We start from the raw sequence: 25,811 nt of genomic DNA on the forward strand, positions 1-25,811 counted from the left end.
CGCTGTGTCGTCGCTCGCTGTGTCGTCGCTCGCTGTGTCGTCGCTCGCTGTGTCGTCGCTCGCTGTGTCGTCGCTCGCTGTGTCGTCGCTCGAAGGCTCGCGCGGGTCCACGATTCTCAGCTGGTCGAGCGTTTCAGGCTGTTCGAGCATTTCAGGCTGCGGTGTCACGCTCAGAACCGGCTCCCCCGGCCAGAGGCCGACGGGAGCCGCACGATTGCGGCCACGAGACATTTCTGAGGACGAGTCGTCGCGGTTCTCGCGAGCCGATGTTCCGTCGACGGACTCTGCGCCGGTGCTCTCCGCGTCCTCGGTGTCCTGGTCGCGTTCCTGAGAATCCTCGGGCCGGGGCGCTTCGGGAGAGGGCGCATCAGACGGCGGAGCCTCGAGTCGATCGGTGTCCGGCTGACCCGGCTCCGACTCATCAGCCTCGGAACTCTCGCCCTCCGACGCTTCGCCAGCGTTCGGTTGCCCGGCCGGAGTGGTCGAACGAGGTGCGTCGAAGATGCTCTTGAGTCGTCCGCCGCTGAGCTGTTGCAGCAGCCACTCGCTGCCTCCGACTGGACGCTCCGGCTCCGGACGCTCCCCATCGTGGGAGCGGTCGCGCTCGTCATCCATCAGCTGAGGCCGAGATCGGCCAGACCGATCGCGGAGTAGTAGGGGTATCCGGCGTCCTCGATGATTTCCCGCGCGCCCGTCGCCCGGTCGACCACGACCGCGACTCCGGCGATCTCGGCGCCCACCTTCCGCAGCGCCTCAATGGCTTTCAGCGGGGAGCCTCCGGTGGTGGAGGTGTCCTCGACGACGACCACGCGCTTGCCCCCGAGGTCCGGGCCTTCGACCTGTCGGCCGCGACCGTGGTCTTTCGGCTCCTTGCGAACGACGAAAGCGTCGTAGGCGACCCCGCGCACGGCTCCTCGGTGCAGGATTGCCGCGGCGATCGGGTCGGCGCCCATCGTCAGCCCGCCGACGGCGGAGACCCCCTCGATCGGCGCGATGAGATCGAGCATGACCTCTCCAATCAGCGGAGCGACGCGATGGTCGAGGCTCAGTCGGCGCAGGTCGACGTAGTAGGAGGCCTTCTTGCCGCTCGTGAGGGTGAAGTCTCCGTGGAAGACGGCGTCGGAGCCGATGTACTCGATGAGCTGCTGGCGTGCGTCGGTCACGCGCCTACTCTACGGGGCGGTCTCTCCCCCGCCGGGTAGCGAGGCCGCCGCGACGCGCTCGCCCGCGTCCTCGCCGCCTCCGCGGAACTGGGTCATGTAGAGGTCGTAGTAGGCACCGCGCCGAGTCAGCAGCGCGTCGTGCGCGCCCTGCTCGACGATCCGACCTGATTCCATCACCAGGATGGTGTCGGCGTCGCGGATGGTCGAAAGGCGGTGAGCAATGACGAACGACGTGCGATCGGTCCGCAAAGCGTTCATCGCGTGCTGGACCAGCAGCTCGGTGCGGGTGTCGACCGAGGAGGTGGCCTCGTCGAGGATAAGCAGCGACGGGTTGGCGAGGAACGCCCGAGCGATCGTGATGAGCTGACGCTCGCCGGCCGACACGCTCCCGCCGTCGGCGTCGAGCACCGTGTCGTAACCGTCGGGCAACTGGTGCACGAATCGGTCGACCATCGTGGCCCTCGCCGCCGCGATGATGTCGTCGTCGGAGGCGTCGAGTCGGCCGTAGCGGATGTTCTCGCGGATGGTGCCCTGGAAGAGCCAGGCGTCTTGCAGGACCATTCCGACTCGAGAGCGCAGGTCGCCGCGGGCGAGGCTCGTGATGTCGACGCCGTCGAGGAGGATGCGCCCGCCGGTCAGCTCGTAGAAGCGCATCACGAGGTTCACGAGCGTGGTCTTGCCGGCTCCTGTGGGCCCGACGATGGCGACCGTCTGCCCCGGCTGGGCCGAGAAGGTGAGGCCGTCGATCAGTGGCTGCTCCGGGTCGTACGAGAACGAGACGTTGTCGAACTCGACGCGGCCGTCGGTGCGGTCAGGGAGGGATTCGCTCGCGGTCTCCGGCTCCTGCTCATCGGCATCGAGCAGCTCGAACGTGCGCTCGGCCGAGGCTACCCCCGACTGCAGCATGTTAGCCATGCTGGCCAGTTGCGTCACGGGCTGAGTGAACTCGCGCGAGTACTGGATGAACGCCGTCGCGTCACCCAGGGTCAGCTGGCCGGAGGCGACCCGGAGGCCGCCGACCACCGCGATCAGCACGTAGGAGAGGTAGGACACGAAGGTCATTGCCGGCATGATCATGCCCGACACGAACTGCGCGCCGAACGAGGCGGAGTAGAGGCTGTCGTTGCGGCGGTCGAACTCCTCGAGCATCTCGCGGTCGCGGCCGAACGCGCGCACGATCTCGAGTCCAGAGAAGGTCTCTTCGATGTGGCCGTTCAGCGCTCCCGTGTTTTTCCACTGAGCGGCGAAGAGCTTCTGCGAGCGGGCACCGATGACTCCGGCGATCACACCCGAGAGCGGGATCGAGATCAGCGCGATCAGCGCGAGTTGCCACGAGACGATGAACATCATCGCCGCGATGCCAATGATCGTGAGGACCGACTGCACGAGCTGCGAGAACGCCTGCTGAAGCGCCGTCTGGATGTTGTCGACATCGTTCGTGACTCGCGACATCACGTCTCCGCGCTGGCGGGTGTCGAAGAAGCGCAGCGGGAGACGGTTGAGCTTGGTCTCGATGTCCTGGCGGAGGCCGAAGACCACGCGCATCACCAGCCCGTTGAGGATGTAGCCCTGGGCCCACATCAGCACCGATGCAACCACGTACATCAGCAGCACGACAATGATGAGACGGCCGAGCACCATGAAATCGATGCCGGCGCCGGGCACGATGGTCGTCTTCGAGAGCATGTCTGCGAAGGTGCCGTTGCCGGAGGCTCGCTCCTGCTCGATGATCTGCTCGAGCGGGACCCCCGGGGTCAGCTGCGAGCCGATCACTCCGTTGAAGATCGTGTCCATCGCCTGCCCGAGAATCTTGGGAGCGATGACGGTGAGGACGACCGAGAGCGAGACCAGGACGACCACGAGGATCATCCGTGCGCGCTCGGGACCTAGCAGCGCGAAGAGGCGCTTGGCCGAGGGCCAGAAGTTCTGCGCCTTGCGAGCGGGTGGTCCGTCGCCGAACATTCCGCCGTCGGCCTCTCCGGGCTCGAACTCGGGCTCGACGGATTCAGGCTCCGTGGCCGCAGGCGTGGCTGTGCCGGTGCCGGCGGTATCGCGCGTGCGCGCCATCTCAGGACACTCCTTCGACGCTGAGTTGGGATTCGACGATCTCGCGGTAGGTCGCGTTCGACTCGAGGAGTTCGTCGTGCGTGCCGCGCCCGACGACCTGGCCCGCATCGAGGACGATGATCTGATCAGCGTGCCGGATGGTCGACACGCGCTGGGCGACGATGATCACCGTCGCATCGGTCGTGGCGTCGGCGAGCGACTCCCTCAGCCGAGCATCCGTCGCGACGTCAAGAGCCGAGAACGAGTCGTCGAAGAGGTAGACCCGCGGCCGGGCGACGAGGGCACGGGCAATGCAGAGCCGCTGGCGCTGGCCGCCCGAGACGTTGGTGCCACCCTGCGAGACGGGCTCGTCGAGGCCGCGCTCCTTACCGCGTACGAAGTCTTCGCCCTGAGCAATCCGCAGCGCCTCCCACAGCTCGGCGTCGGTCGCATCGGGACGCCCGAAGCGGAGGTTGGAGGCGATCGTGCCCGAGAACAGGTACGGCCGCTGCGGCACGAACCCGATGATCTGCGCGAGCTGCGCCCGGTCGAGAGAGGAGACGGGGACGCCGTCGATGGCCACCGACCCCTCCTGCGGGTCGAACAGGCGAGGCACGAGGCCGAGCAGGGTGGTCTTGCCGGCTCCGGTCGAGCCAACGACGGCGGTCGTGCGTCCGGGCTCGGCGACGAGATCGATGCCCGAGAGCACGGGACGCTCGGCACCCGGGTAGCCAAAGACGACACCGGTGAACTCGACCCGGCCGCGGGTCGGTGCGGCAACTCCTCCCGGCGGAGTGGTGAGACTGGTCCGCGCGTCGAGTACCTGCTGGATCCGCTCGGCGCAGACAACCGCGCGCGGGATCATCATCACCATGAACACGCCCATCATGACGGCGGTGAGGATCTGCAGAAGGTACTGCAGGAACGCGGTGAGCGAGCCGACCTGCATCTGAGCCGCCTCGACCCGCTGCCCGCCAAACCAGAGGACGGCGGCCGTGGCGAGGTGCAGGATCATCATGATCGCCGGGAACATCAGCACGAAGATGTTGCCGACCTTGATCGAGACCTCGGTGATCGCGGCGTTGGCCTGGCGATACCGCTCGGACTCGAACGGCTCGCGCACGAAGGCGCGCACCACGCGGATGCCCGTGATCTGCTCGCGGAGCACACTGTTGATCCCGTCGATCCGGTCCTGCATCAGGCGAAACAGCGGCAGTAGCAGGAAGACGAGGAAGCCGACCACGAGGAACAGCAGCGGCACCGACACCCACACGAGCCACGACAGGCCCGCGTCTTCTCGCAGGGCGAAGACGATGCCGCCGACGCACATGATCGGCGCGGACACCATGAAGTTGAGGGTCATCAGCACGAGCATTTGCACCTGCTGCACGTCATTGGTGCCTCGGGTAATCAGGGTGGCCGTGCCGAAGCCGCCGACCTCGAGCCCGCTCAGCGAGTCGACCCGGCGGTAGACGTCGCGGCGCAGGTCGCGGCCGACCGACATCGCGGTGCGAGCACCGAAGTAGACGCCGCCGATTGCGGCGGCGACCTGCACGAGACAGACGCCGAGCATCGTCATGCCGGTGCCCCAGATGAAATCGGTGTCGCCCCGGCCGATCCCCTGGTCGATGATCTCGGCGTTCAGGCTCGGCAGGTAGAGGGCAGCGAGCGTCGCGACGAGCTGTAGCACGACGACGGCGCTCACCCAGCGCAGGTAGGGCTTCGCATAGGTCGACGCGAGACGCATCAGGATCATGGGTCCTCCGGGAGGAAAGCGGAGCAGGAGCAAGGAAGGAGACGAAGGGCTCGGTCGGCGGCGGCCGTGCGGTGAACCACCGCTTGGGGACGAGGCAAGACAACCATCGACCACCGACAGCGGATCCGCAATCGCGGGCAGAGGCGCAGCACGCAGGAGGGGTTGTCTGCCGACCCACCACGTCCCACGCCGAGCCACTGTGGCGCACGCGGCGTCTCGATGCGGAAGGGACGTCTCGAGGCGCGCCAACAGCGCGCCACGCCCGGCGCAGGCGCGACTCCTACACTTTCAGGATGCGTATTGCCACCTGGAACGTGAACTCCATCCGGGCCCGCACCGGCCGCGTTGTCGACTGGCTTGTGCGCGAGGACGTCGACGTGTTGGCCATGCAGGAGCTGAAATGCAAGCCCGAGCAGTTCCCGCACGAGGCTTTCGCCGCCGCCGGCTATCACGTCGAGATGGTTGGCCTGAGCCAGTGGAACGGCGTGGGCATCGCCTCCCGCTTGCCGCTGGAGGACGTCGAGGTCGGCTTCCCCGGCATGCCCGGTTTCGCGAAGGAGGCGTCGGTCGACGGCACGTTCCCGCTCGAGGCGCGCGCGATCGGCGCCACGGTCGACGGCGTCCGCGTCTGGAGCCTGTACGTGCCGAACGGCCGCGCCATCGGCGATCCGCACTACGACTACAAGCTCGAGTGGCTCGCTGCCCTCGAGGCGAGCACGCGGACGTGGCTGGCCGCCGAGCCCAACCTGCCGCTCGCGCTGGTGGGCGACTGGAACGTCGCGCCGCTGGATAGTGACGTGGGCGACCCGAGCCTGGGCCCCGGATCCACGCACGTCTCTCTCCCGGAGCGCGCTGCCTTCTCAGCGTTCGAGGCGGCGGGCCTTAAGGACGTCGTTCGGCCACTGGTGCCGGAGGGCTACACCTACTGGGACTACAAGCAACTGCGGTTCCCGCGCAATGAGGGACTCCGGATCGACTTCATCCTCGGCTCCCGCGCATTCGGCGAGCTGGTCACGGGCGCTGCCATCCACCGGAATGAACGCAAGGGCGACGCCCCGAGCGACCACGTCCCGGTGCTGGTCGATCTCGACCTCGAGACGACGCTCGACGACGACCGCCCGATGATCTTCTGACGATGGTGACCTCGAAGAAGAAGCGCGCGCGGACACCGGCCGCCCCTGCCCGGCTCACGACGCCCGCCCGTCCCGCCGCCATGCGCTCCACCTCTGCCCACGACGAGTTGCGGACGCAGGCCTACCGCTCGGTCCACGAGACCATCGCGGCCGGCAGGTCCCTCCGCCGGCGGTGGGACCTCGTCCTCTCGATCCTCGGCTGCCTGGCCCTCGGCCTGCTCTCGATCGCGTTCGGCTACCTCGCCGCGGTCCTGGCCGTCTTCCCGGCGCAGTGCGAGGGCCAGAACTTCGCCTGCGATTTCGACCGGATCGACTGGGGGGTGTCGATCGCGCTTCTCGGGCCACCGATCCTGGCGTTGATCGCCGTGGGCGTGACGATCGTGCGCTACCTCGTCGGCCGTCGCGCGTTCTGGATCCCGATCGTCGGCGCCGCGATGTGCACCGGCGCGGCGTTCCTCGCCTCCTGGCTCGTCACGAGTTCGATCCCCGGCTCGGCAGTGGCTTAGCAGCCGTGCGCCGAGCCGGGCACGCGGCGTCAGCCGCAGCTGGGCTCATCGCTCAGAGTCACCGTCGTCGGGTTGATCATCGGAGTGACGCGCACAGCCTGGTCGCCGAAGCCCGAGCCCTCGGCGGTGAACTGCACGTCGAACGTCTCGGACTGCCCAGGCGAGAGCTGCACCGCAACCTTCGAGACGGGGCGCCCGAGGTCGTCGAGAGTCTGCGAGTCGTAGCCTGTGCCGTCCGCCCAGGAGGATCCCGCCACGGTCGTTCCAGGAGGGCCGTAGACGTAGATGTTAGTGACGAAGTCACCCCGTGGATACAGGCCGCTCCCACCATTCGCTGCGACATACGACGGCAGGGTCTGCGCAACGGCCCTGCTGATCTTGTTGGTAACCGTCACCGAAGTGGTGAAGACGGCTCCGGACGCGGCGCACCGACCGGTACTCGACTGCTTCACGGCGGAGTCGAGGTAGTAGTCCATCTTCGAGCCTCTCGACGCGTCCTGGAAGAACACGCCCGTCGTCGTGTGGTCCGTGGTGGTGGCCGGCAGGACCCCCGCGATAGGGGTCGGTGAGAGAAGCCCCTGCTCGTCGGAGTCGGAGCTGTACGCCAGGATCCGGCTCTCGTTGACCGCCTTCACGACGGCGGGGAGCATTTTGGTCGGCTCCATCTCGCCGCCGAGGATCTTCCCGAGGATGGTGGCGCTCGCCTCGGAGAAAAACTCGTCGGTCGCCGCGCCGACGGTGGAGTCGGTGTAGCGGAAGTAAACCTGGTTGAGCAGCGTCGACACCGCGTTGTCGCTCGTGAGCACGGTGCCATCGGTCAGGCTCACCGGGCCGGTCGAGCCGAGCAGGTAGGACAGCGCCACTGGATCGATAGCCAGGACCCCGTCGATCTTCTGCTCGGGGAACTTTTGCGCCCAGAACTGCGACGTGATCGACGCAGCGGTGGGGAAGTCGGGGCGGCTGGTCGAGACGTTGAACGTGGTCGCGAGGTTGGGGCCGATCGCTTTCAACGCGCTCTTATCGACGGTGACCGGATCGAGCCCGCTGAAGTCGCTGCTCGCCTGCTGCTTGCCGATTGAGATCGCGCCGCCGTCGACGTCGAGCTGCATCACCGAGGAGGCACCGCCGCCGAGGGCCTGCGCCTCGGCCAGGTTCTGGAATAGCACGAGGTAGTGGCGCGGGCCACTCGCGCCGAGCGAGTCGGGGAGGATCCTCGTGAGCGGTTCAACCTGATCCATTGCGGTGGTGGCGGTGACGAGCTGCGGGCTGAAGGAGTCGAGCGCCGAGGAGACCTGCGGCACGAGAGCCTCGCGGTCGATCCCGGCGACGCGGGTCTGCGCCTCATCGACGACGCCCTTGGCGACCGTGATCTTGTGCGAGAGCTCGGTGATGGCGGCGAGGTCGACGCGACCGGCAACCGGCTTGAGGATGTCGAGCGATGTCGTCGAGAGCGGAGTGACGATCTTGCCGGAGATGTCATCGGCGATCTCGGTCGCGGCGCGGACGGCTGAGAGGTTCGGGCCCAGCGTCGGCACGATCTCCATCACGCGCCACACCGGGTCGTCCGTCTCGTCGCGGGCCTCGCCGGTGAGGGTCGCGATCTGGGCGGCTGTCTGCTCCGCTCCGTCGGTGTCGAACGAGGTCAACTTGCCCGATACCTGCGACACCAGCGGGATCGCCTCGGTGAGCTTGTCGCGGACAGACATCGCCTTCTCGTAGGTGCGCACGCCGAGCAGCACGGCCACCACGGCCAGGATCACCAGGATCAGGAGGACGATCAGAGTGATCCACAGGCCGCGTCGGCGGCGCGGTCTTCCCGAGGCGCGGCGGGAGGCGGACGTCGTGGTGCTCATTGGACAGAGCCTAAGCGACGGCTGCCAGCGCGCGACGGCGCGCGCGCCACCCGCGCCAACGAGAGCCGGCAGTCATGCACCCTCCGCTCAGCCCAGGAGCAGCGAGACGGTGATGAGGACGGGCACCGCCGCGACCGTCGTGATCAGAGCGGTATCCCTGGCCACCGCGGTGCCTCGGTCGTAGCGGGACGCGAACGTGAAGATGTTCTGCGCGGTGGGGAGAGCGGCGGTCACGGTCACGACGAAGAGGTGCTCGGAGTCGAGGTGGAAGACGAACCGACCGAACAGCAGTGCGACCGCCGGCATCACCAGCGACTTGAGCACGGAGGCGACGATGATCTCGATCCGCGCCGGCCCCGCCTCCAGTGGCCGCTGCCCGCGCAGGGACATGCCGAAGGCCATCAGCACCAGCGGGACGGAGGCGTTGCCGATGATCGAGAACGGCTCGAGGACCGGGCGGGGCACATCCACGCCGGTGATGGCGACCGCGAGTCCGAGGGCGGAGGCGATGATCATCGGGTTGCGCAGCGGCTGCGTCAGGATCGCGCTGACCGAGGCGCGCCCGCTCGTCGAGACATCGAGCAGCGTGAGGATCGTCGGCGCGAGCAGGACCAGCTGTAGGAGGAGAGTCGGCGCCACCCACTGCGGATCGCCGAGGACGTAGATGGCAACCGGCAGCCCGATGTTGTTGGAATTGACGTAGGAGGACGCTGCGGCCCCGATCACCGTCTCCGGCAGCGGCCGACGGAAGAACAGGCGCGAGGCCAGCACGTAGAGCGCAGCGGCGACCACGACGGTGAGCAGAGACACCAGTAGAAAAGAGGAGAACAGCACCGAGACGTCTGCCCGCGAGAGCACGGTAAACAGCAGTGCCGGAGTGGTGACGAAGAAGGCGATCCGCGAGAGGACCAGCCGACTCTCCAGCGGCACGATCCCCGACCGCGCCATCAGGTAGCCGACAGCGATCACCACGCCGATGATCGAGAAGCCGGTGAGCACTCCCTCCACTGCGTCCTCCTCGGCTCGACGCCCCGAGCCGGTCGCCGACTCCACCCTAGGCAGTCACCGCACGGTGCAGCACCGCGTGGTGGCGGCGGCGCTCAGCCGAGTTCTGCGAGGTCGAACGCCCAGTCGGCGAACAGGCCAGGTGGGTCCCCCTGCTCGACAACATCGATGCGGTCAAAGCCCACCTCGACGCAGACGGCACTGCGGTCGAGGTCGCCCTCGGGCACGGAGACGTGCAGGAAGCGCGGCACCGGGAACGCCGCCGCCTCCTGAAGCAGCAGCCGAACAGACTGCGCCGTGATCCCCCGCGCGTGCGGAGCGATGCTCCAGGTCGCTTCGTAGGCGACGAGGCCGCGCGAGCAGCCGTACCAATAGCCGATGGAGCCGACGGAGACACCGTTCAGCTCGATCACGTAGAAGAACGCGTCACCCTCCGACCAACCGCTGAGGTAGCGGTTGTGACGGACGAGGAGGTCACCCTCGAGGCCGCCGTCGGCGTCCGTGGACGTCTCGCGGAGGACGGAGGAATCCGCGTGCGGCCAGGGGAGCAGGCGGAGGTTCTCGGTGTCGTGATCGATGCTGGCTGTTCTCTGGTCGCTTCCGGGTTCGGGTCCCGTCACGCGCTCCGATCCTCTCTCTCGGGGATGGCTCGTGTGAAGCCGGCGCACCATCGTTGGTCGCTCCGGTTCACTCACTGTGTCGGCACTCGGGATGCGGACGCACTGTCGCCCCATCATCGGCCCTGATTGCAGGACGACGGCGGGGCAAGCCTAAAACTAGCCCCGAATGGGGGGGGTAACCAGCAAGCGTTCTGCCCAGCGCCTGGTCACCCGCTCCCGCGGTGTGGGGAAGACGTGCGCGGCGGCAGCCGTCGGCGCCGTGTCGGACCGTCCGAACGCAAGAAAAGCGCGCGACGAAGCCCATACGCTCGGAGTCGGGCCGTCTCGGACCTGTTTCACCCAGGATCATCAGCGTGAGGAGGATCACCATGTCGCACATCGTGCAGAGCACCGTCGTCGGAGAACCCGAGGTCGTCGAGGACCGCGTGGAGGCCTCCGCGGCGTGGCTCGAGATCAAGGCCGCAGCCTCGGCGCTCCAGCCGCTGCAGGAGCAGGACGGCTCGCTCGCCGATCCGGAGCACCTCGAGCAGGCCCGTGCCGAGATCACCCGGCTGGTGGCCGGCATCCGCGCCCTCGCTCCCTCCTTCTCCTACGACGCCGCCTACCTCGACGCACTCGTGCATGACCTGGAGCGCTGGAGCGACGAGGGGCTCGGGGTCCCGGACTTCCTCGACTCGCTCAGCGCGTTCCAGCCGCAACTCGACCGCGTCGACGGCCGGCGCCACCTCGTGGTGTTCCCGATGTACACGCAGAACGGCAGCCGTGACCGGCACGTCGAGGCCGTGCTGATCGAGGTGGTCTGGCCCCGCTTCATCGCCGAGCTAGAGGCGGGCGACTACTCGAACGCGCTCTTCGTCCCCGTGCGCTTCATCGACTTCACGGCCGGCTACGACTCCGACAGCGCGGTGCTGTTCCCCGAGACGGTCGCGATGCGCTCCATCCCCTCCTTCACCTGGGGCGCGATCTTCGCCGACCGGGAGGCAGCGCGCTTCCGCCGCGTCGTCACCGCGGCCGCGGAGATCACGCGGCTTGAGCTCCCCGAGGACGCCCAGCGGCTGCTGACCGACCAGCACCTCGCGGAAGAGTCCTTCGTGATGTGGGACCTCATCCACGACCGCACCCACATGCGCGGTGACCTGCCATTCGACCCGTTCATGATCAAGCAGCGGATGCCGTTCTTCCTCTACTCCCTGGAGGAGCTGCGCTGCGACCTCACTGCGTTCCGGGAAGCGGTAGCGATCGAGCGCAGGCTCGCCTCCCTTGAGCAGCGCGACGCAGACGAGGAGGCGCTTCTCGAGCGCTCCCGCTTCGTCCAGTACGCGATCGTCTTCGATCGGCTCTTCCGCTTCCCGCTGACCGGGTCGCGGGTGCGCAACTACGACGGCCTCGGCGGACAGCTGCTCTTCGCCTGGCTGCACCAGCACGGGGTGCTGCACTGGACGGATACCCGTCTGGCGTTCGAGTGGGAGGGGGTCGCCGACGTGGTGGTCGCGCTCTCGGACGCCATCGACGAGCTCTACTGGCGCTCGATCGACCGGCCCAAGACGGCGCACTGGCTGGCCGCGCACGCCCTGATCGCGGCGACGCTCACTCCCCACCCTGCGTCTGCCTGGGCCCGCGGTCTGCCGGACGACGTGCTTCTCGGCGCTCCGCGCGGTCTGACGGATGCGGTGCTGGACGACGAGTTCCCGCTCTCGATGTTCTATGAAGCCCTCGGACGGAAGATGGGCGATGTCATCGCGTCCACGCGGGGCATCACCGGGGGCTCCTGAGCGGAGGCGCCCACGGCGTCGATTACCGTGGACTACATGTCCCAAGGTTCCGACGCCACAGATCCGTTCGATGCGGGCTGGGCGCGGAGACCACCGACCCGGGCCAGTTACGTGCACGACACGATTAGTGCTGGGGTCCTCCTCGTGGCGACTTTCACATCCGTGGTGCTGAACACGTCGGCGGGGTTCCCGGACGCGCCGCACCCGATCCTCAGCGCGCACTGGGCCGTTGCGCTGACCCTGCCACTCGCTCTGCGCCGCCGCTTCCCCGCGACTGTCGCCGTAATCCTCTCCATCGTCTACGTCCTGGGGTACGTGCTTCACGTGCCGGAGACGATGTTCAGCCAGATCTGCCTCTTCCTGGCCCTCTACACGGTCGGAGCGTGGGAACGCGACCGGCGGGTGGCGCTCGCCGCGCGGGTCGTCATCGTCGTCGGCATGCTCGGCTGGCTGACCGTCTCCTTGATCACCGATCACTGGGTCAGCAGCGAGGTACCCCGCAACGACTCCTCCGGAATGCTCTCGCCCGACATCGCCGCGTCGGCGCTCGCGGTGATGTCCAACCTCCTCTTCTTTGGCGGCGCGTATGTCTTTGGCGAGGCGTCCTGGCAGTCAGCGCGGCGGCTGGGGGCGCTGGAGGCGCGCACCGCCGAACTTTACGACGAGCGCGAGCGCTCCGCGAAGCGAGCGGTGTCGTCCGAGCGGCTGCGCATCGCGCGAGAGCTGCACGACGTGGTCGCGCATCACGTCAGCGTGATGGGGGTGCAGGCGGGGGCCGCCAGACGGGTGCTGGCGCGCGAACCCGAGAAAGCCGCCGCCTCGCTCAGTGCGATCGAGAGCGACGCCCGCTCCGCGATCGAGGAACTGCACCGGATCCTGGTCGCGCTGCGAGCCGATGACGCTGCGCCGAACGCACTCTCGGACTCCGCCTCCACGCGCGGAGCCGCACAGCTGGAGGAGCTCGTGGCCGCCTCGAACGGCTCTGGACTGCCCACCACGTTCCGGGCACTCGGCACGCCCCGTGACATCCCCGCCACCGTGGGACTCAGCCTGTACCGCATCGCTCAGGAGTCCTTGACGAACGTCCGCAAACACGCGGGACCGGGTGCGCAGGCGGAGGTACTTCTGCGCTACGCACCCGACTCCGTGGAGCTCGAGATCACCGACGACGGCGGCACCGGTCCGCATCTGGGCGCGCCCGCCTCCTGCGGCCTTGGGCACACCGGCATGAGCGAGCGCGCGGCTGCCGTCGGCGGCCGGATCGAGATAGGTCCGCACGGTGCGGGCTACCTCGTCCACGTGCAGGTGCCCCTGTCCCCTGTTCACATGGGTGGTGGGGCGCCGAACGCCGAGCCGGTAGCGTCATCGGGGGCGTCGCGGGGGCGTCAGGAGCGAGCGACCTGGGGGCGCAGATGACCGAGCATGTGCGCGTGCTGCTCGTCGATGATCAGGAGCTCGTCCGCGTCGGCTTCCGCATCATCCTCGAGTCGGAGCCCGGCATCGATGTCGTCGGTGAGGCCCGGACTGGCCTCGAGGCGATTCAGCGCGCCGCGGAACTGTGCCCGGACGTGGTCTGCATGGACGTGCAGATGCCCGGTCTTGACGGCCTCGCCGCCACCCGCGAGATCGTTGCGGATGCCGGGCTCTGCTCGCGCGTCCTCATCCTGACCACCTTCGACCGCGACGACTACCTCTTCGACGCGCTCTCGGCCGGCGCGAGCGGCTTCCTGCTCAAGAACGCGTCGCCGGAGGAGCTCGTCGATGCTGTGCAGGTGGTCGCCCGTGGCGACGCGATGCTGTCGCCGGACGTGACCCGCCGCGTGATCGAGCGCTTTGCTTCCGGCCCCGCGCGGCCACAGCCTGCGGATCACCCGGGCGTCGGCGACCTCACCGATCGTGAGCGCGAGGTGCTCGTGCTCCTGGCCCGCGGATGGTCGAACGCCGAGATCGCGGCCGAGCTGTTCGTGGGGGAGGCCACCGTGAAGACCCACGTGTCGAAGATCCTGATGAAGCTCGGGGTCCGCGACCGGATCCAGGCGGTCGTCTTCGCCTACGAGCACGGGATCGCGATCCCCGGGCGCCTGTGAAGCTGGCGGCGTGGCGGGTTCAGCGCCGGAGAGCCTGAACGGAGCGCGGCGGTGAGCGACGGACGAACTCCATTCGGATCTCCGGGGCGATTGTGCGATCGAGCACGACGGTCATGTAGCGGCCGTCGACCCGCGCGCCGATCGCGATCACGTCGGGATCGGTATCGACGCGATAGCCGCGCAGCGCCTCGCCGTCCACGATCACCGGCACGCCGCGCACCACGTCCTCATCGCGCAGTGCGGCGGCGACCACCGGCATGCCGCCGCGGCGGGTGCGCACGCGGCCGGGGAAGGTGTTGCGCAGCACATCCCCCATGTGCGCGGCGAGGCGGGACTCCAGAGGGCGGCTGCGCTCAGCGGGGATCGGCACGGAGGTGCGCACCGCCTCCCAGAGGACGGGGTAGCGCATGCGCGTCACCTGATCCACCATCCACGGCGGGAGGTGGTCGTTCTCGGCGCGCTCGATCGCGCGCTTCTGTTCGGGAGTCAGGGGAACGGCGTTGACGGGATCGGCCCGATTGCGCGGGTTCTTGAAGAACGAGTAGGAGAGCGAGATCTCGACGAAGCGGCCGAGGGCCATCGTCTGCGCGGCGGTGAACTCCTCGAGACGAGGCTGCGGGGCGAACGCGAGCACAGGCTCGCCAAAGCGGGCCGCGATCTCGTCAACCCCTGGAGGGGCGGGCATGTCGCGAACATCTCCCGTCGTGTCCATGCGCATAGGTACAAGAGTGGCCTGCCGCACAGCCGATACCAACTTCTTGACGGCAATCAGTCACCTAGGCGTCGCTCCGATCACCTTCACGAAACACGACGACAGCATTGCGGGTGCCTCGGGGGCGCCGCAGCGACCGCTCCAAGCGGGGGGCTGCGAAGATGGGGGGATGAGCGCTCTGCACGACCCTGATGTCCGCGGCTTCGCCTCCGACAACTACTCCGGAGTGCACGACGAAGTGCTCGCAGCGATCGCCGCAGCCAACGGAGCGCACCAGACCGCCTACGGCGAGGACGTCTACACCCGGCAGGTGCAGCAGGCGTTCCGACGCGAGTTCGGCGAGCAGGCGCAGACTTTCCCGGTCTTCAACGGCACGGGAGCCAACGTGACCGGGCTGCAGTCGATGCTCCCGCGCTGGGGGGCGGTCGTGGCTGCCGGCACCGCGCACATCAACGCGGACGAGGGCGGGGCACCCGAGAAGGTCGGCGGCATCAAGATCCTCACCGTCACCTCGCCCGACGGCAAACTCACCCCCGCCCTGGTCGACGAGGAGGCGTGGGGCTTCGGCGACGAGCACCGCGCGCAGCCGCTGGTGGTCTCGATCACTCAGTCGTCCGAACTCGGAACCGTCTACACGCCCGAGGAGGTGCGGGCGTTGGCCGATCACGCGCACGCCCGGGGCATGCGGCTGCACATGGACGGCGCCCGGATCGCCAATGCCGCTGCCTCCCTCGGCCTGCCCCTGCGATCGTTCACCACCGACGCGGGGGTCGACGTGCTCTCGTTCGGCGGCACCAAGAACGGCATCCTGCTCGGCGAGGCGATCGTGGTGCTCGACCCGGAGGCCTCCAGCGGGCTGACCTTCCTGCGCAAGACGAACATGCAGCTCTCGTCGAAGATGCGCTTCGTCTCGGCGCAGCTGCTCGCGCTGCTCGGCGACGGCGGCGCGGAGGACCCGCTGTGGCTGCGCTCGGCGCGCCACGCGAACGCGATGGCCTCACGCCTCCGCTCGCGCCTCGACGAGTCGATCGGGGCGGGCCGGATCAGCGGGCTCGCCTTCACGCAGCTGACACAGGCCAACGCGGTCTTCGCCACCCTGCCCGCCGGCGTGGCGGACCGGCTCCGCGAGGCCTACCGTTTCTACGACTGGAACCCCACCACCGGGGAGGTGCGCTGGGTCTGCTCCTTCGACACCACGGAGGACGATGTGGACGCCTTCGCCGCCGCCATTGAGCGCGAGCTGGGCGCGTGAGGGCCCGTATCCTCGCCGCGGGAGTCGCGGTGCTTGTCGCCCTGAGCGGATGCACTGCGGCGGAGCCGGACGGGGACGACGCCCCGGGTACGGAATCCCCCACGGCCTCGGCACAGGCCCTACCGGCCCCCTCTCCCACTGCATCCACGAGACTCGGGTGCGACTCCCTCCTCCCCGCTTCCCGTGCTGCGACTGCCCTGGGAGTGGACACGACCGCCCTCGAGGGCAGCCGCACGGTGTCCGTGCGCTCCTCCGGCGAACTGATCCGGGAGGCCGCGGAGGAGAACGGCGGCCTGCTGCGCTGCTCCTGGTACGACGGCGATGCGTCGATCACAGCGGCCGCCGCCGAGGACGCCGGAGCGGCCTTCGCGGGCAGACCGGGCGCGCGACTCGCGACCGAGGTCGAGGCGTACGGCTCGTGCACGAACGGCAACTGCGACGTCGATCTGCTGGCCGGAACCACCTGGGTGACTCTGCAACTGCGCGAGGCACCCGTCGATGTCGACCTCGCGGCGCTCGCCACGGGAACCGCCTCCGGATCTCTCGGCACCCTCGACGAGCCCGTCGCGGCGACGGCTCCGATCTGCGCCGACCTGCTCACCGCCGAGCAGCTGACCGCGACCGCCGGACTCGCGCAACCCACGCCGGGCGCGGGCAGTGAGGCAGGAGCGCCCTCGACGGCGAACGCAGCCGCCGCGACGCGCGCGGGCTACGCCTCCTGCAGCTGGAGCGACGCGGCGAGCGGCGCCTACTCAGGAGTGACTGTGGACGCCCTGCCCAACGGCGACGAGGGCTGGCGCAACCTCTCGCTGACCTTGGGGTTGGCGATCGCGCTCGAGCCGCTCGACGGCTTCGGCGAGAAGGCGCTGACGGGCTGCGCCGCGGGCGTGTGCGAGATCGATGCCCTCGCCAACGACGTGTGGTGGCGCGTGACGGTCACGGGTGACGCGACGAAGGCCGAGGCGGTCGCCCGCGCGCTCCTCGCGAACGTTTAGCAGGCATCTCGCGGGAGGGGTGAGGGGCGCCAGTACTCGTACCAGGAAGACTCGCGGCAGCCGAGGGCGGCGTAGAGGCGGCGGGCTCCGGCGTTCTCGGCGAGCACCTGCAGCCAGAAGCGTTCAATGCCTCGCCGCGACGCCTCCTCCAGGAGTTCACGGATCACTGCGGAGGCGTGGCCGCGGCGACGGGAGTCGGGGCGGGTAGCCAGGCCGAAGAGCCCGCACCACGGCTCACCGTCCAGCGCCCGGACGAAGGCGAGACGGCCGGTCGCGGCGGGACCGGCCTCCACGGCGAGAGCGTAGACCGCTGGGCAGCCGGTGAGGATGCGCTCGGCGACTGCGCGCTCGGCAGCGCCTCCGCGACCATCCACCGACCACCAGAGGGCAAGCCAGTCCTCGTCGGGAGTCGGCGCGAGGCGGACGGGCGCCGCCTCGGGGAGTGCGGCGAGCGCCTCCGACACCGATCCGGTGAGCACGAGGGTGCGGTCCGTCGGCGCGTAGCCGCGGGCGGATAGCAGCTCGGGCAGCCCCGCCGGGCTCGGCGGGCCGACCTGCAGCAGCGGCGGGATGCGGTGCTCGCGGGCGAAGGCCTCCGCCTCGTCAACGGCGGCGGCCTGGTCGGCGACGTCACCGGAGGCGAGCACCGAGTTCGCACGCTTCGTCACACCCGCGGAGGCGCGCAACTCCCACTCGCCGAGGGTGCGATGCACGAGCGGGGGCCAGGCGTCAGCGGCGAGACGGTCGAGGAGGCGCGGGTCCATCGGGTCACCGTAGCGGAGCCGGGGGTAAGCCCTACATGTTGATCATGTGCCCCTTAAGGCCGTGGAAGCCCTCCTGCAGCGCCTCCGACAGCGTCGGGTGCGTGTGCACGTTGCGGGCCAGCTCGGTCGCGGTGAGGTCCCACTTCTGCGCGAGTGTGAGCTCGGGGAGCAGCTCGGAGACGTCCGGTCCGATCATGTGCGCGCCGAGGAGCTCGCCGTACTTCTTGCTCGCGATCAGCTTGACGAAACCGGTGGGCTCGCCGAGACCGTGTGCCTTGCCGTTGGCCATGAAGGGGAAGGTCGAGACGGTGATCTCGTGGCCCTCGTCGGTCGCCTGCTTCTCGGTGAGGCCGAAGGAGGCGATCTGCGGCTGGCAGAAGGTCGCGCGAGGCATCATCCGGTAGTCGCCCAGGGTCTGTGTCTCGGCGCCGGCGAGGGTCTCGGCGGCAACGACACCCTGCGCCTCCGCAACGTGCGCAAGCTGAAGCTTCGCGGTGACGTCGCCGATGGCGTAGATGTGCGGGACATTGGTGCGCATGTGATCGTCGATCGCGATCGCTCCGCGCTCGGTGAGTTCGACGCCCGTGTTCTCGAGGCCGAAGCCCTCGGTGCGCGGGACCCAGCCGATCGACATGAGCACCTTGTCGACCTCGAGGGTCGACTGCGTGCCGTCCTTCGCGGTGTAGGTGACCGTGACGTAGCCGTCTTTGTCGACAACCGACTCGACTTTGGTCGAGGTCAGGATCTCGACCCCGAGCTTCTTGTACTGCTTCTGAATCTCCTTTGAGACGTCCGGGTCCTCGTTGGGGAGGGCGCGATCCATGAACTCGATGATCGTCACGTCGACGCCGTAGTTCTTGAGGACATAGGCGAACTCCATGCCGATCGCTCCGGCGCCCACGATGGCCATCGTGTCGGGGAGGTCGCGGGTCATGATCTGGGTCTCGTAGGTGACAACGTTCTCAGAGAGCTCGACGCCGGGGAGGAGGCGGACACTCGCGCCGGTCGCGATGATGGCATCGTCGAAGGTCAGCGACTCCGTACCGCCCTTGGTGAGCTGGACGTCGAGACCCTGGGGGCCGGTGAAGGAGCCGACGCCGTCGAACTCGGCGATCTTGTTCTTCTTCATCAGGAAATGGACACCCTTGGTGCGGCCGTCCGCGACCGTGCGGCTGCGGTCGAACGCCGCGCCGAAGTCGAAGGAGACGTCGCCCGAGATGCCGAACTGCTTGGCCTGCGTGTGGAAGAGGTGGGCGAGTTCCGCATTGCGCAGCAGCGCCTTCGACGGGATGCAGCCGACGTTGAGGCAGACACCGCCCCAGTACTGCTTCTCGACGACGGCCACGGACTTGCCAAGCTGGGCGGCGCGGATCGCGGCCACGTATCCGCCGGGGCCTGCCCCCAGGACGACGACGTCGAAGTGCTGGGCCATGGATGATCCTCCATCAGAGTCATGATCGGTGTGCGCGGGGTGACCACGCCGTCTCCCACCGTACCGTTCCGGGGCTCGGAGGCGGCCCGGTCCTCCGTGGGCGAACGTGTGCGATCTGGGGCGGTGTGGGGTGCGGGACGCGCCGACTGGACAGCGCGGCGCGCTCCATCAGTAGGGTTCCAAACCTGGCCGGGAACGATCTGTCCGCGGTCAGGGCTGCATGAAATTGATCGCCACTAGTCGGATCGGCTGCGGCGAGCGCGGCCAGTAATGTAAACCGCCCAGCTCGTCGTCGAGACGCAGCCCGGCCTACGATCTCCGCGCTAAGCCCCACGCCTGGCGCCGGACCTTCCAAAAGATCCTGACAAGCAACCCGCGCTGCGACTGCCTCAGTTCACACGCGCCACCACTGCCTGCGATTCGCGCAAAGCCTCCTACTCGCGCCCTACACTCGGACCGTCGAGCAAACCGAGGTTTCCGCACCACCGCCAATTGTGAAACGTCGACGGCCTCGAAGATCGACCATTCAGGCTTATGTAAAATCCGATTAGTTAAGTAAATTTTGTGCGTGTCGATCACGAATAACACCGACTGATCCGCTGTGATTGAAGAGCAGTTTTTGACAGACACTCTTCGCAAAAGAACCAGCCGGTGCGCGCACAGACTACTACAGGAATGACGGCCGAGCACTACGCGATCCTCGCCGAACGGATCGAGAACGAATTCACATGGCGTCGGCGTCGAGGACGGCCACGCAAGCTCTCGCTCGCTAGAGCGTTGCATGTCACCCTTCTCCATTATCGCCACAATGAGGCTCATGCAGAACTCGCCCGAGCGTCACAAAACCCCAGGTCAGGATCACCTTCATTGAGCGCGTGAAGCACGAGGCTTATGCAAAATTGGTTCCTTCTGGATGAAGAAGATGAGTCCGCGGACGGCGTTGAAGACGTCTCGGAAGGTGCGCAGTGGCCGCCTGTAGTCGGTGTGGAATATCCGCCAGGTCTTGATGTTAGCGATTGTTCTCTCGATCACGTATCGGTGAGTGTTCACGAAGCGATTGTGTTGTTTCGCGTGATCTGGCAAATGTTCTTCGCCTAGTTACATTTTTATCGGTGTGACCATTCCGGTGCCTTGGTAGCCTTTGTCGGCCAGCGTGTTCGAGAGGTTGAGGATGTCGGCTAACCCGGTTTCTCGAAAGGCGTGGGCACCGTGGTGCTTGCCCGCGATGGGATCCGAGATGTGGATCAACCTTCGGCCGTCATTGCCGTAGTAGTCTGTGTGCGCACCGGCTGGTTCCTTTGCGAAGAGTTTATGTAAGATGTTGCCCGTCAATCAAAGCAGATCAGCCGGTGTTATCCGTGATCGACACGCACAAATTTTACTTAACTAATCGGATTTTGCATAAGCCTCTATGTCCTCCACGCAGGTGATCATTCTGGTCGGCCTCATCGTCCTCATCGTCGCCGGGCTGGCCTTCGCGGGATGGGTACTCTCGCGACGACGCCGGTAGACGACGTGGACGGCTCCTGAGATAAAATTCGGCAGGACAGGTTTGTGAGACGGATCAGCGCCCACGTTTGCGGCCGTGCGCAGCGTTGGGCGAGCCCGCGGCCGTGTGTCTCGGAACGCTAAAGGTTTCCAAGACGCCTACTAGTCGCTTCGACGAGGTCGCCCGTACGAGCATGATGGTAGTTCAAGGATCAGGGGGCACCGATGGTGTGGAAACGACGTCAGCACGAAGAGACACACGCAGTGCTCCCGCCGAATGTTTGGGTCGTGCAGCACGACGAATCGCCGAACAACACGATCCTTGGCGTCTTCGCATCGGAAGCTGAAGCGGCCACCTTCGCTGAGGAGGTTCAGCACCGCTTCCCTGACGGGGTCATCTACGCGAAATTCCCGCTCGGCTACCGATACGACAGCGGGCCTGGTTACGTCACATTCGGACCCGACGACACGGGAAAATAAGCGGCGCGGGGGCTGGAACAGTCCCCGCGCCGCTTGGGTGCTAATTAGTACCGCACGCGAGGTTCGCTTCCTCGTACGCCGATGCAGTCCCCGTCGCGCCCGTAGGGAACGTGCCGGTGCTCCTGACGATCATCCGGAAAGTCGTCTGACGAAGATCATCGCACTTACGAATCGGGGATGTCTGCTCGAGACGCCCCTGGCCCACATTCACCGAGGTGAAAGGGCCCGCCACCTTTTGCAGCCCCCACCACACCATCTTGTACAGATCCGTGGTCTGAGAGATCCGCGCCATGATCACAGTGCACTGCGTGGCAGGATGCCCACCAACGGCACCGTATGGGAACTCCCCGCCTGAAGCACGCTTGTAGACGTTGCCGGTGTTGATGGTGCAGGCCTGCCCGCTTGCAGCTGCGACCGGCTCACTGGCTCGTGCCACGTTCGCAGTACTCGCCGATGAATCTGTGAAGGTGACCGACGAATCGGTGCTGACTTCGGCGGCTTCTTCCCACGTGAGGTCATCCGGTCCGGGGGCCGCAACGGCCGCGTCGTACGCGGGTGCATCTTCGGGTGGGCCGTCCGCGAGAGGCGATGAAGCAACAGCATCACTGGTCGGAGTCGCCGCTATGGCCGGCGTCACCGTCAGCAACGAGGCAGTGATGAGAGCGCACGTGGCGGCGGACGTTGCAACGATACGAGCAGAGCGATTGGTCATGGTTCTCTTCTTCCCATTACGCCGCGGCCACCCCTCGTAGCCGACACATACGCACGGCCTGTTTACTTCCATCCTCGGTGCCATCGAATCCTCCCGAGGGCTGACCCGAGAACAACTGTCTTTCCCGGCGCCCGCGCCGAGCCCGCGACCTCACCGCCGGCCCGAAACTCCCCATGCAGTGGACTTCGAGCACAAGCGCAGTCGACTACGGAAACCGACACGCGGTGTCATTCCCCACGCTCGTGTGCACCACCGACGCTACCGCGGCGAGCCTGTCCGTTTGGGGGTCGATCAGCGGGACGCCGAGCGTTCGGCTACGCCGCAACGTGCAGCCCGAATCGGCATCAGCCCCAGACCTGACATATGGTCAGTTATCGGACACTCGGCGCGCGCCATTGATGGTCGCACTTGGAGGGCGCGCCGGAAGAAAGCTCGTTCGTGGCCCCGCGGACGACCAAACTAAACACGTGCAGACCTCGCCTTCTGACCAGCCCGACCCGCCGGTTGCCTTCGTTTCGTACTCCTGGGCAACCGAAGAGCACGTCGCGTGGGTCACGAATTTGGCCCGGCGATTGCGCGCCAATGGAGTGGATGTTCACCTCGATCGGTGGGATGTCCGCCTAGGGCACGACCTGAACTTGTTCATGGAGCAGTACCGCGACCTATCAGCCCGGGTTCTGGTCGTGCTCTCCGATGACTACGGCCCGAAGGCCGACGGCCGCGGCGTACAGTCCTCTGGTGTCGGCACCGAGACGACCACCGTATCCCCTACCGTCTACCGCGATTTGGGTGGTAATCGGGTCATTCCCGTCGTCCCGGACTCCGGGACCGTGGCGGAAGACCCTATCCCACCTGCATACCTCGACGGCAGAGCGTGGATCGACTTCCGCGGCGATTACGAGTACGCCTACGAGCGGCTGCTACGCGAGCTGCATGGAGTCCCGATTGAGGCCGCTCCGTCCCTGGGACGCAACCCGTTCGTCGGCACGACCGAAGCACAGGCCAGGGCTGCGATCCGAAATGACCCCGCTCGTTGGCACGACGGTCGGATGAGTGGGCTAATCGAAGTGAACATGACCGAGAACTCCGGCCATTTCTCTCTCGGGAGTGATGAGGCCCGCTTCGAGTTGCAGTTGGACTATCTGTCTGGCGGCGGTCCCCGACTAGACGGAGAAAAGCGCGTCCGTCACTACAGCGATCAGATCGGCAACATTGGTCTGGTCGCTGCGGCCGCAGAACAGCCGCAGGCGTTCACGGACCTCGCTGCCCTACCGATATCCAATCGAGTCGAAACAACTATTCCCGGCGACGTGGTGGTCATGGTCAACCGCGAGGGCTACTGGGCCCTCCTCCTGCTGGATGATGTGGACTTCCGTCCTGGCGCAAACGGCTATGAAGCGGTGGCGCAATTGCGTTACGTCATTGCTGCCGATCGCACCGCCACTCTGACACCCGACGATTTGCCGCCGAGGGCCGCGCGAGACACATGACGTCCCATACCAACGGGAGCGGCCGGCGCGCTGGCCGAGAGAGCTGACCGCGCATCCCGTACTGGGATCGTGACGCGGCACAGCCGCGGGCGCGAGAGAATGAGGCCTATTCAAAACGCATGAGTGATGTAACACTGGTCGGTGGGGCATAACTAAAAATGACGGTTCTTTTGAGAGGATTGATTGAGCACAATCAGCCACTCGAAAGAACCGTCACGGATGTATCATACAACAGGATTCACCTCAAGCGAAATAGCCGACCTGAGTGCTCTCATCAGTCGGGAGTATCCGAGGGTTCGCGCGACCACTGGTCGCAAGAAATCTCTCGGTCTCTTTCGAGCTGTCGCCGTCACCCTGACGTACCTGCGGCGACACCACGTCCAAGATGAAATTGCTGAGTACTACGGAATCTCCCAGCCCACCGTCTCTCGAACGATCGCTGAATTCGTGCCGATTCTCGGTACCCTGCTCGCCGACTGGATCCCGACCGCTGACAGCCTCGATCCGAACAGCCAACTCATCATCGACGGCAGCCTGTTCCCCTGCTGGTCCTGGCAGAACCACCCCGAACTGTACTCCGGCAAGCACCACCGCACCGGCGTCGACGTCCAACTCGCCTGCACCCTCAGCGGCGACCTCGTCTGGGTCTCGGACCCACAACCCGGGAACATGCACGACTCCACAGCAATCCGGCACACGTGACTCCTCGATAATCGCGCGCCGGACGACCCACCCCACCACTTCGGCGACAAAGGATATGTAGGCCTCAACATGATCACACCAAAAAAGAAGCCAATAAGCCGCACCCTGTCAGACGAGGAGAAAGACTACAATCGACAAGTGAATCAGATTCGATACCAAATCGAACGCGCGATCGCAAACTTCAAGACCTGGCGAATACTCCACACCGACTACCGCCGCCCCTACGAAACGTTCGCTCAAACAATCACCACAATCATCGCCCTCGAATTCTACCGGGAGACGTTTTGAATAGGCCTCAACGAGGTTCGCGGGATCTCATGAGCGCCATTCCCGCGCTTGGGCAGACCTATACTTTCTCGGCCAACCCTGTCGCTTGTGCCGCTGGCATCGCGGTGCTCGATCGAATCGACGCAGCGCTGCTCGAATCCGTGATTCATCGCGGTGCGGAGATGAACGCCGCGATCTCAACCCTCGACACGCCGGGGCTTACTGTGCGCACGGTCGGGCGTGGACTGATGATGGGTATCATCGTCGATGACGGCACGTCCGCTCCTGGGAACGTGACGGCAAGGGTGGTCCGCCGTATGAGAAATGCCGGAGTGCTGGCATTGCGCGGGGGAACGCGAGGGAATGTTATCAAGGTAACTCAGCCGTTGACCCTTTCGGGCGCGGAGGCGGCTTACGCTGTCGACGTCGTGGGCTCCTCGCTCTCGGCGGAGGCTCGGCCATGAGAACCGGACCTGCCGCGACGCCACTCTGGTGGGGCCGTGTCTTCGTCGACGGGGTCAAAGGAGGCAACCATACGGCGATCCTGGCTCCGGGTTCCGTGCCTGATCCGGCGGTGTCCGCGAGGCGGCTCGGGGTCCCCGATACCGGGATCATCGACGCATCCGACGAGGAAGGTGTGAGCTTGCGCACCTATTCGCCGGTTGAAGAGTTGGCGCAGTGCATTCAGACTTCGCTCGCCGCAATCGTCGCCCTCGATCTTCCCTCCGGACGTTCCTACAACGTCCGACACCCGACGAGTGAGTCACTCTGCGTGGAACGGGAGGGCTCTATGGTCTGGGCTCGATACAGGTCACTTGAAGCTGATGGCACGGCGGAGGCGAGCAAGGCGCCGCGGTGGGTCACGGAGCAGATTGGCCAGGCCGACGCAGTCCGGGCGGGAAGAGTTCGGACGCGTCTACTCGTGCGGTGCGACGACATCGTTGCCCTTTCCCGCGCCGTAATTCCCGCTGAGAGCGTCCGGATGCTGTGCGCTGCAACCAATCTCCACGGGCTCGTACTCTACGGCGTCGACGGCGAGGGAGTAAGGGTGCGCGTCTTCACGACCTCCCTCGCCGGCGCCGAGGATGTCGCAACCGGCGGAGCTGTGCTCGCCGTCGCCGGTCGCCTCCGCGAGGAGGGCGCCCGTGGCGAGATAGCCATTCGGCAGGGCGGGGCGGATAAGACCCAACACGGGTACTTCCGAGTCCGCATCGACGATGGGATTGCCCTCGGAGGAGAAGTTCTAACTCTTGCCCGTGGCTGGGCGGTGAATTCGTGAGCACGGACGTAAATTGGCCAGACTTCGCCGCGGTCGATGTGGTGGATACGCTGCAGACAGTCGTAGTACACAGTATTGCCGATATTCCGGCAGAGAGGCTGTCCGCGCTCTGCGCCGCAGGCCTCTACGAAAGCGCGCGATGGCTCGCCTACTGCGAGCGCGCTCCGGGATCTCAGATGATGTACGTCACGTTGGAGGACGCAGAGGGGCGACTGCGCGCGCTCTCCGCACTTCGTCAAGTCGAGGATCCTCGCACGATGCACCTTTAGTGACTTCCATGCCCGGAACACCCGCGGA

General features: G+C 66.7%; 22 protein-coding genes and 2 pseudogenes. 13 read left to right on the forward strand and 11 right to left on the reverse strand.

Annotated elements, in window-relative coordinates; translation table 11 throughout:
* From HRF29_RS14675 to HRF29_RS09010, 4 genes and pseudogenes are all read right to left on the reverse strand, one after another.
* A pseudogene (locus HRF29_RS14675) lies at positions 1-615 on the reverse strand (hypothetical protein); the annotation flags it as partial.
* The gene (pyrE, locus tag HRF29_RS09000) at positions 615-1,163 is read right to left on the reverse strand and encodes an orotate phosphoribosyltransferase (protein WP_173247991.1); all 549 of its coding nucleotides are present in this window, start codon (positions 1,161-1,163) and stop codon (positions 615-617) included. The gene pyrE and the pseudogene HRF29_RS14675, both read right to left, overlap by 1 nt.
* 9 nt (positions 1,164-1,172) lie before the next feature.
* A complete protein-coding gene (locus tag HRF29_RS09005) occupies positions 1,173-3,230 on the reverse strand; it encodes an ABC transporter ATP-binding protein (protein ID WP_173247992.1) in 2,058 nt (685 codons plus the stop codon).
* Between the two features lies 1 nt (position 3,231).
* On the reverse strand, positions 3,232-4,965 hold the full coding sequence (locus tag HRF29_RS09010) for an ABC transporter ATP-binding protein (RefSeq protein WP_173247994.1): 1,734 nt from the start codon (positions 4,963-4,965) through the stop codon (positions 3,232-3,234).
* 293 nt (positions 4,966-5,258) lie between these two features.
* Between HRF29_RS09010 and HRF29_RS09015 the strand changes: the two genes are divergently transcribed.
* Together HRF29_RS09015 and HRF29_RS09020 are read left to right on the forward strand one after the other, a co-directional pair.
* Complete coding sequence (locus HRF29_RS09015; RefSeq protein WP_173247995.1) at positions 5,259-6,098, forward strand: exodeoxyribonuclease III; 840 nt, start codon at positions 5,259-5,261, stop codon at positions 6,096-6,098.
* 2 nt (positions 6,099-6,100) lie between these two features.
* Positions 6,101-6,604, forward strand: coding sequence for a hypothetical protein (locus HRF29_RS09020; protein ID WP_173247997.1), 504 nt, complete (start codon positions 6,101-6,103; stop codon positions 6,602-6,604).
* Between the two features lie 29 nt (positions 6,605-6,633).
* On the opposite strand, the gene HRF29_RS09025 is transcribed toward HRF29_RS09020, so the two are convergent.
* From HRF29_RS09025 to HRF29_RS09035, 3 genes are all read right to left on the reverse strand, one after another.
* Entirely contained in the window at positions 6,634-8,457 is a 1,824-nt protein-coding gene (locus HRF29_RS09025; protein ID WP_173247999.1) for a DUF4012 domain-containing protein, read from the reverse strand.
* An 87-nt stretch (positions 8,458-8,544) separates the two neighbouring features.
* Positions 8,545-9,465, reverse strand: coding sequence for an AEC family transporter (locus tag HRF29_RS09030; protein ID WP_173248001.1), 921 nt, complete (start codon positions 9,463-9,465; stop codon positions 8,545-8,547).
* Between the two features lie 92 nt (positions 9,466-9,557).
* Complete coding sequence (locus HRF29_RS09035; RefSeq protein ID WP_173248003.1) at positions 9,558-10,082, reverse strand: hypothetical protein; 525 nt, start codon at positions 10,080-10,082, stop codon at positions 9,558-9,560.
* Between the two features lie 368 nt (positions 10,083-10,450).
* Between HRF29_RS09035 and HRF29_RS09040 the strand changes: the two genes are divergently transcribed.
* The 3 genes from HRF29_RS09040 to HRF29_RS09050 are packed head-to-tail and all read left to right on the forward strand — an operon-like array spanning position 10,451 to position 13,941.
* Complete coding sequence (locus HRF29_RS09040; RefSeq protein WP_173248006.1) at positions 10,451-11,854, forward strand: DUF6421 family protein; 1,404 nt, start codon at positions 10,451-10,453, stop codon at positions 11,852-11,854.
* Positions 11,855-11,890: 36 nt separating this feature from the next.
* On the forward strand, positions 11,891-13,270 hold the full coding sequence (locus HRF29_RS09045; protein WP_173248008.1) for a sensor histidine kinase: 1,380 nt from the start codon (positions 11,891-11,893) through the stop codon (positions 13,268-13,270).
* Positions 13,267-13,941: a response regulator gene (locus tag HRF29_RS09050; RefSeq protein WP_173248010.1), complete on the forward strand. Its 675-nt coding sequence runs from the start codon at positions 13,267-13,269 to the stop codon at positions 13,939-13,941. Before HRF29_RS09045 ends, HRF29_RS09050 begins: the two co-directional genes overlap by 4 nt.
* 19 nt (positions 13,942-13,960) lie before the next feature.
* On the opposite strand, the gene HRF29_RS09055 is transcribed toward HRF29_RS09050, so the two are convergent.
* On the reverse strand, positions 13,961-14,626 hold the full coding sequence (locus tag HRF29_RS09055; RefSeq protein ID WP_173248012.1) for a hypothetical protein: 666 nt from the start codon (positions 14,624-14,626) through the stop codon (positions 13,961-13,963).
* Positions 14,627-14,822: 196 nt separating this feature from the next.
* On the opposite strand from HRF29_RS09055, the gene HRF29_RS09060 reads away from it, so the two are divergent.
* Positions 14,823-15,905: a threonine aldolase family protein gene (locus HRF29_RS09060; protein ID WP_173248014.1), complete on the forward strand. Its 1,083-nt coding sequence runs from the start codon at positions 14,823-14,825 to the stop codon at positions 15,903-15,905.
* A 203-nt stretch (positions 15,906-16,108) separates the two neighbouring features.
* Complete coding sequence (locus HRF29_RS09065; RefSeq protein ID WP_173248016.1) at positions 16,109-16,900, forward strand: hypothetical protein; 792 nt, start codon at positions 16,109-16,111, stop codon at positions 16,898-16,900.
* Here the strand turns inward: HRF29_RS09065 and HRF29_RS09070 are convergent.
* Both HRF29_RS09070 and lpdA read right to left on the reverse strand, forming a co-directional pair.
* Positions 16,897-17,664 (reverse strand): GNAT family N-acetyltransferase, encoded by a 768-nt coding sequence (locus HRF29_RS09070; protein WP_173248018.1) that lies wholly within the window; start codon positions 17,662-17,664, stop codon positions 16,897-16,899. The genes HRF29_RS09065 and HRF29_RS09070 overlap by 4 nt on opposite strands.
* 31 nt (positions 17,665-17,695) lie before the next feature.
* Positions 17,696-19,096, reverse strand: coding sequence for a dihydrolipoyl dehydrogenase (gene lpdA, locus HRF29_RS09075; RefSeq protein ID WP_173248020.1), 1,401 nt, complete (start codon positions 19,094-19,096; stop codon positions 17,696-17,698).
* Positions 19,097-19,987: 891 nt separating this feature from the next.
* Between lpdA and HRF29_RS09080 the strand changes: the two genes are divergently transcribed.
* Complete coding sequence (locus HRF29_RS09080) at positions 19,988-20,194, forward strand: hypothetical protein (protein WP_173248022.1); 207 nt, start codon at positions 19,988-19,990, stop codon at positions 20,192-20,194.
* 678 nt (positions 20,195-20,872) lie between these two features.
* Positions 20,873-21,064 (forward strand): hypothetical protein, encoded by a 192-nt coding sequence (locus HRF29_RS09085; protein ID WP_173248024.1) that lies wholly within the window; start codon positions 20,873-20,875, stop codon positions 21,062-21,064.
* 40 nt (positions 21,065-21,104) lie between these two features.
* Here the strand turns inward: HRF29_RS09085 and HRF29_RS09090 are convergent, their stop codons facing one another.
* A complete protein-coding gene (locus tag HRF29_RS09090; protein ID WP_173248026.1) occupies positions 21,105-21,776 on the reverse strand; it encodes a hypothetical protein in 672 nt (223 codons plus the stop codon).
* A 467-nt stretch (positions 21,777-22,243) separates the two neighbouring features.
* Between HRF29_RS09090 and HRF29_RS09095 the strand changes: the two genes are divergently transcribed.
* From HRF29_RS09095 to HRF29_RS09110, 4 genes and pseudogenes are all read left to right on the forward strand, one after another.
* On the forward strand, positions 22,244-23,266 hold the full coding sequence (locus HRF29_RS09095) for a TIR domain-containing protein (RefSeq protein ID WP_173248028.1): 1,023 nt from the start codon (positions 22,244-22,246) through the stop codon (positions 23,264-23,266).
* Positions 23,267-23,485: 219 nt separating this feature from the next.
* Positions 23,486-24,256 (forward strand): annotated as a pseudogene (locus tag HRF29_RS14945) (transposase family protein).
* Between the two features lie 29 nt (positions 24,257-24,285).
* Positions 24,286-24,699 (forward strand): aminotransferase class III-fold pyridoxal phosphate-dependent enzyme, encoded by a 414-nt coding sequence (locus HRF29_RS09105; RefSeq protein WP_173248030.1) that lies wholly within the window; start codon positions 24,286-24,288, stop codon positions 24,697-24,699.
* Positions 24,696-25,514: a PhzF family phenazine biosynthesis protein gene (locus HRF29_RS09110; protein ID WP_173248032.1), complete on the forward strand. Its 819-nt coding sequence runs from the start codon at positions 24,696-24,698 to the stop codon at positions 25,512-25,514. Before HRF29_RS09105 ends, HRF29_RS09110 begins: the two co-directional genes overlap by 4 nt.
* Positions 25,515-25,811 lie beyond the last annotated feature (297 nt).

The organism is Rathayibacter agropyri, assembly GCF_013249015.1.
In the GTDB taxonomy this organism is placed as follows: Bacteria; Actinomycetota; Actinomycetes; order Actinomycetales; family Microbacteriaceae; genus Rathayibacter; species Rathayibacter agropyri.

Bases quoted from the DNA above. Each gene is read 5' to 3' on its own strand.
- HRF29_RS09015 (WP_173247995.1), top strand. From the start codon at position 5,259: ATGCGTATTGCCACCTGGAACGTGAACTCCATCCGGGCCCGCACCGGC.
- HRF29_RS09045 (WP_173248008.1), top strand. From the start codon at position 11,891: ATGTCCCAAGGTTCCGACGCCACAGATCCGTTCGATGCGGGCTGGGCG.
- HRF29_RS09050 (WP_173248010.1), top strand. From the start codon at position 13,267: ATGACCGAGCATGTGCGCGTGCTGCTCGTCGATGATCAGGAGCTCGTC.
- HRF29_RS09025 (WP_173247999.1), bottom strand. From the start codon at position 8,457: ATGAGCACCACGACGTCCGCCTCCCGCCGCGCCTCGGGAAGACCGCGC.
- HRF29_RS09090 (WP_173248026.1), bottom strand. From the start codon at position 21,776: ATGACCAATCGCTCTGCTCGTATCGTTGCAACGTCCGCCGCCACGTGC.
- HRF29_RS09110 (WP_173248032.1), top strand. From the start codon at position 24,696: ATGAGAACCGGACCTGCCGCGACGCCACTCTGGTGGGGCCGTGTCTTC.
- HRF29_RS09040 (WP_173248006.1), top strand. From the start codon at position 10,451: ATGTCGCACATCGTGCAGAGCACCGTCGTCGGAGAACCCGAGGTCGTC.
- HRF29_RS09010 (WP_173247994.1), bottom strand. From the start codon at position 4,965: ATGATCCTGATGCGTCTCGCGTCGACCTATGCGAAGCCCTACCTGCGC.
- HRF29_RS09105 (WP_173248030.1), top strand. From the start codon at position 24,286: ATGAGCGCCATTCCCGCGCTTGGGCAGACCTATACTTTCTCGGCCAAC.
- HRF29_RS09080 (WP_173248022.1), top strand. From the start codon at position 19,988: ATGCAAAATTGGTTCCTTCTGGATGAAGAAGATGAGTCCGCGGACGGC.
- HRF29_RS09005 (WP_173247992.1), bottom strand. From the start codon at position 3,230: ATGGCGCGCACGCGCGATACCGCCGGCACCGGCACAGCCACGCCTGCG.
- HRF29_RS09020 (WP_173247997.1), top strand. From the start codon at position 6,101: ATGGTGACCTCGAAGAAGAAGCGCGCGCGGACACCGGCCGCCCCTGCC.
- HRF29_RS09060 (WP_173248014.1), top strand. From the start codon at position 14,823: ATGAGCGCTCTGCACGACCCTGATGTCCGCGGCTTCGCCTCCGACAAC.
- HRF29_RS09070 (WP_173248018.1), bottom strand. From the start codon at position 17,664: ATGGACCCGCGCCTCCTCGACCGTCTCGCCGCTGACGCCTGGCCCCCG.
- lpdA (WP_173248020.1), bottom strand. From the start codon at position 19,096: ATGGCCCAGCACTTCGACGTCGTCGTCCTGGGGGCAGGCCCCGGCGGA.
- HRF29_RS09055 (WP_173248012.1), bottom strand. From the start codon at position 14,626: ATGCCCGCCCCTCCAGGGGTTGACGAGATCGCGGCCCGCTTTGGCGAG.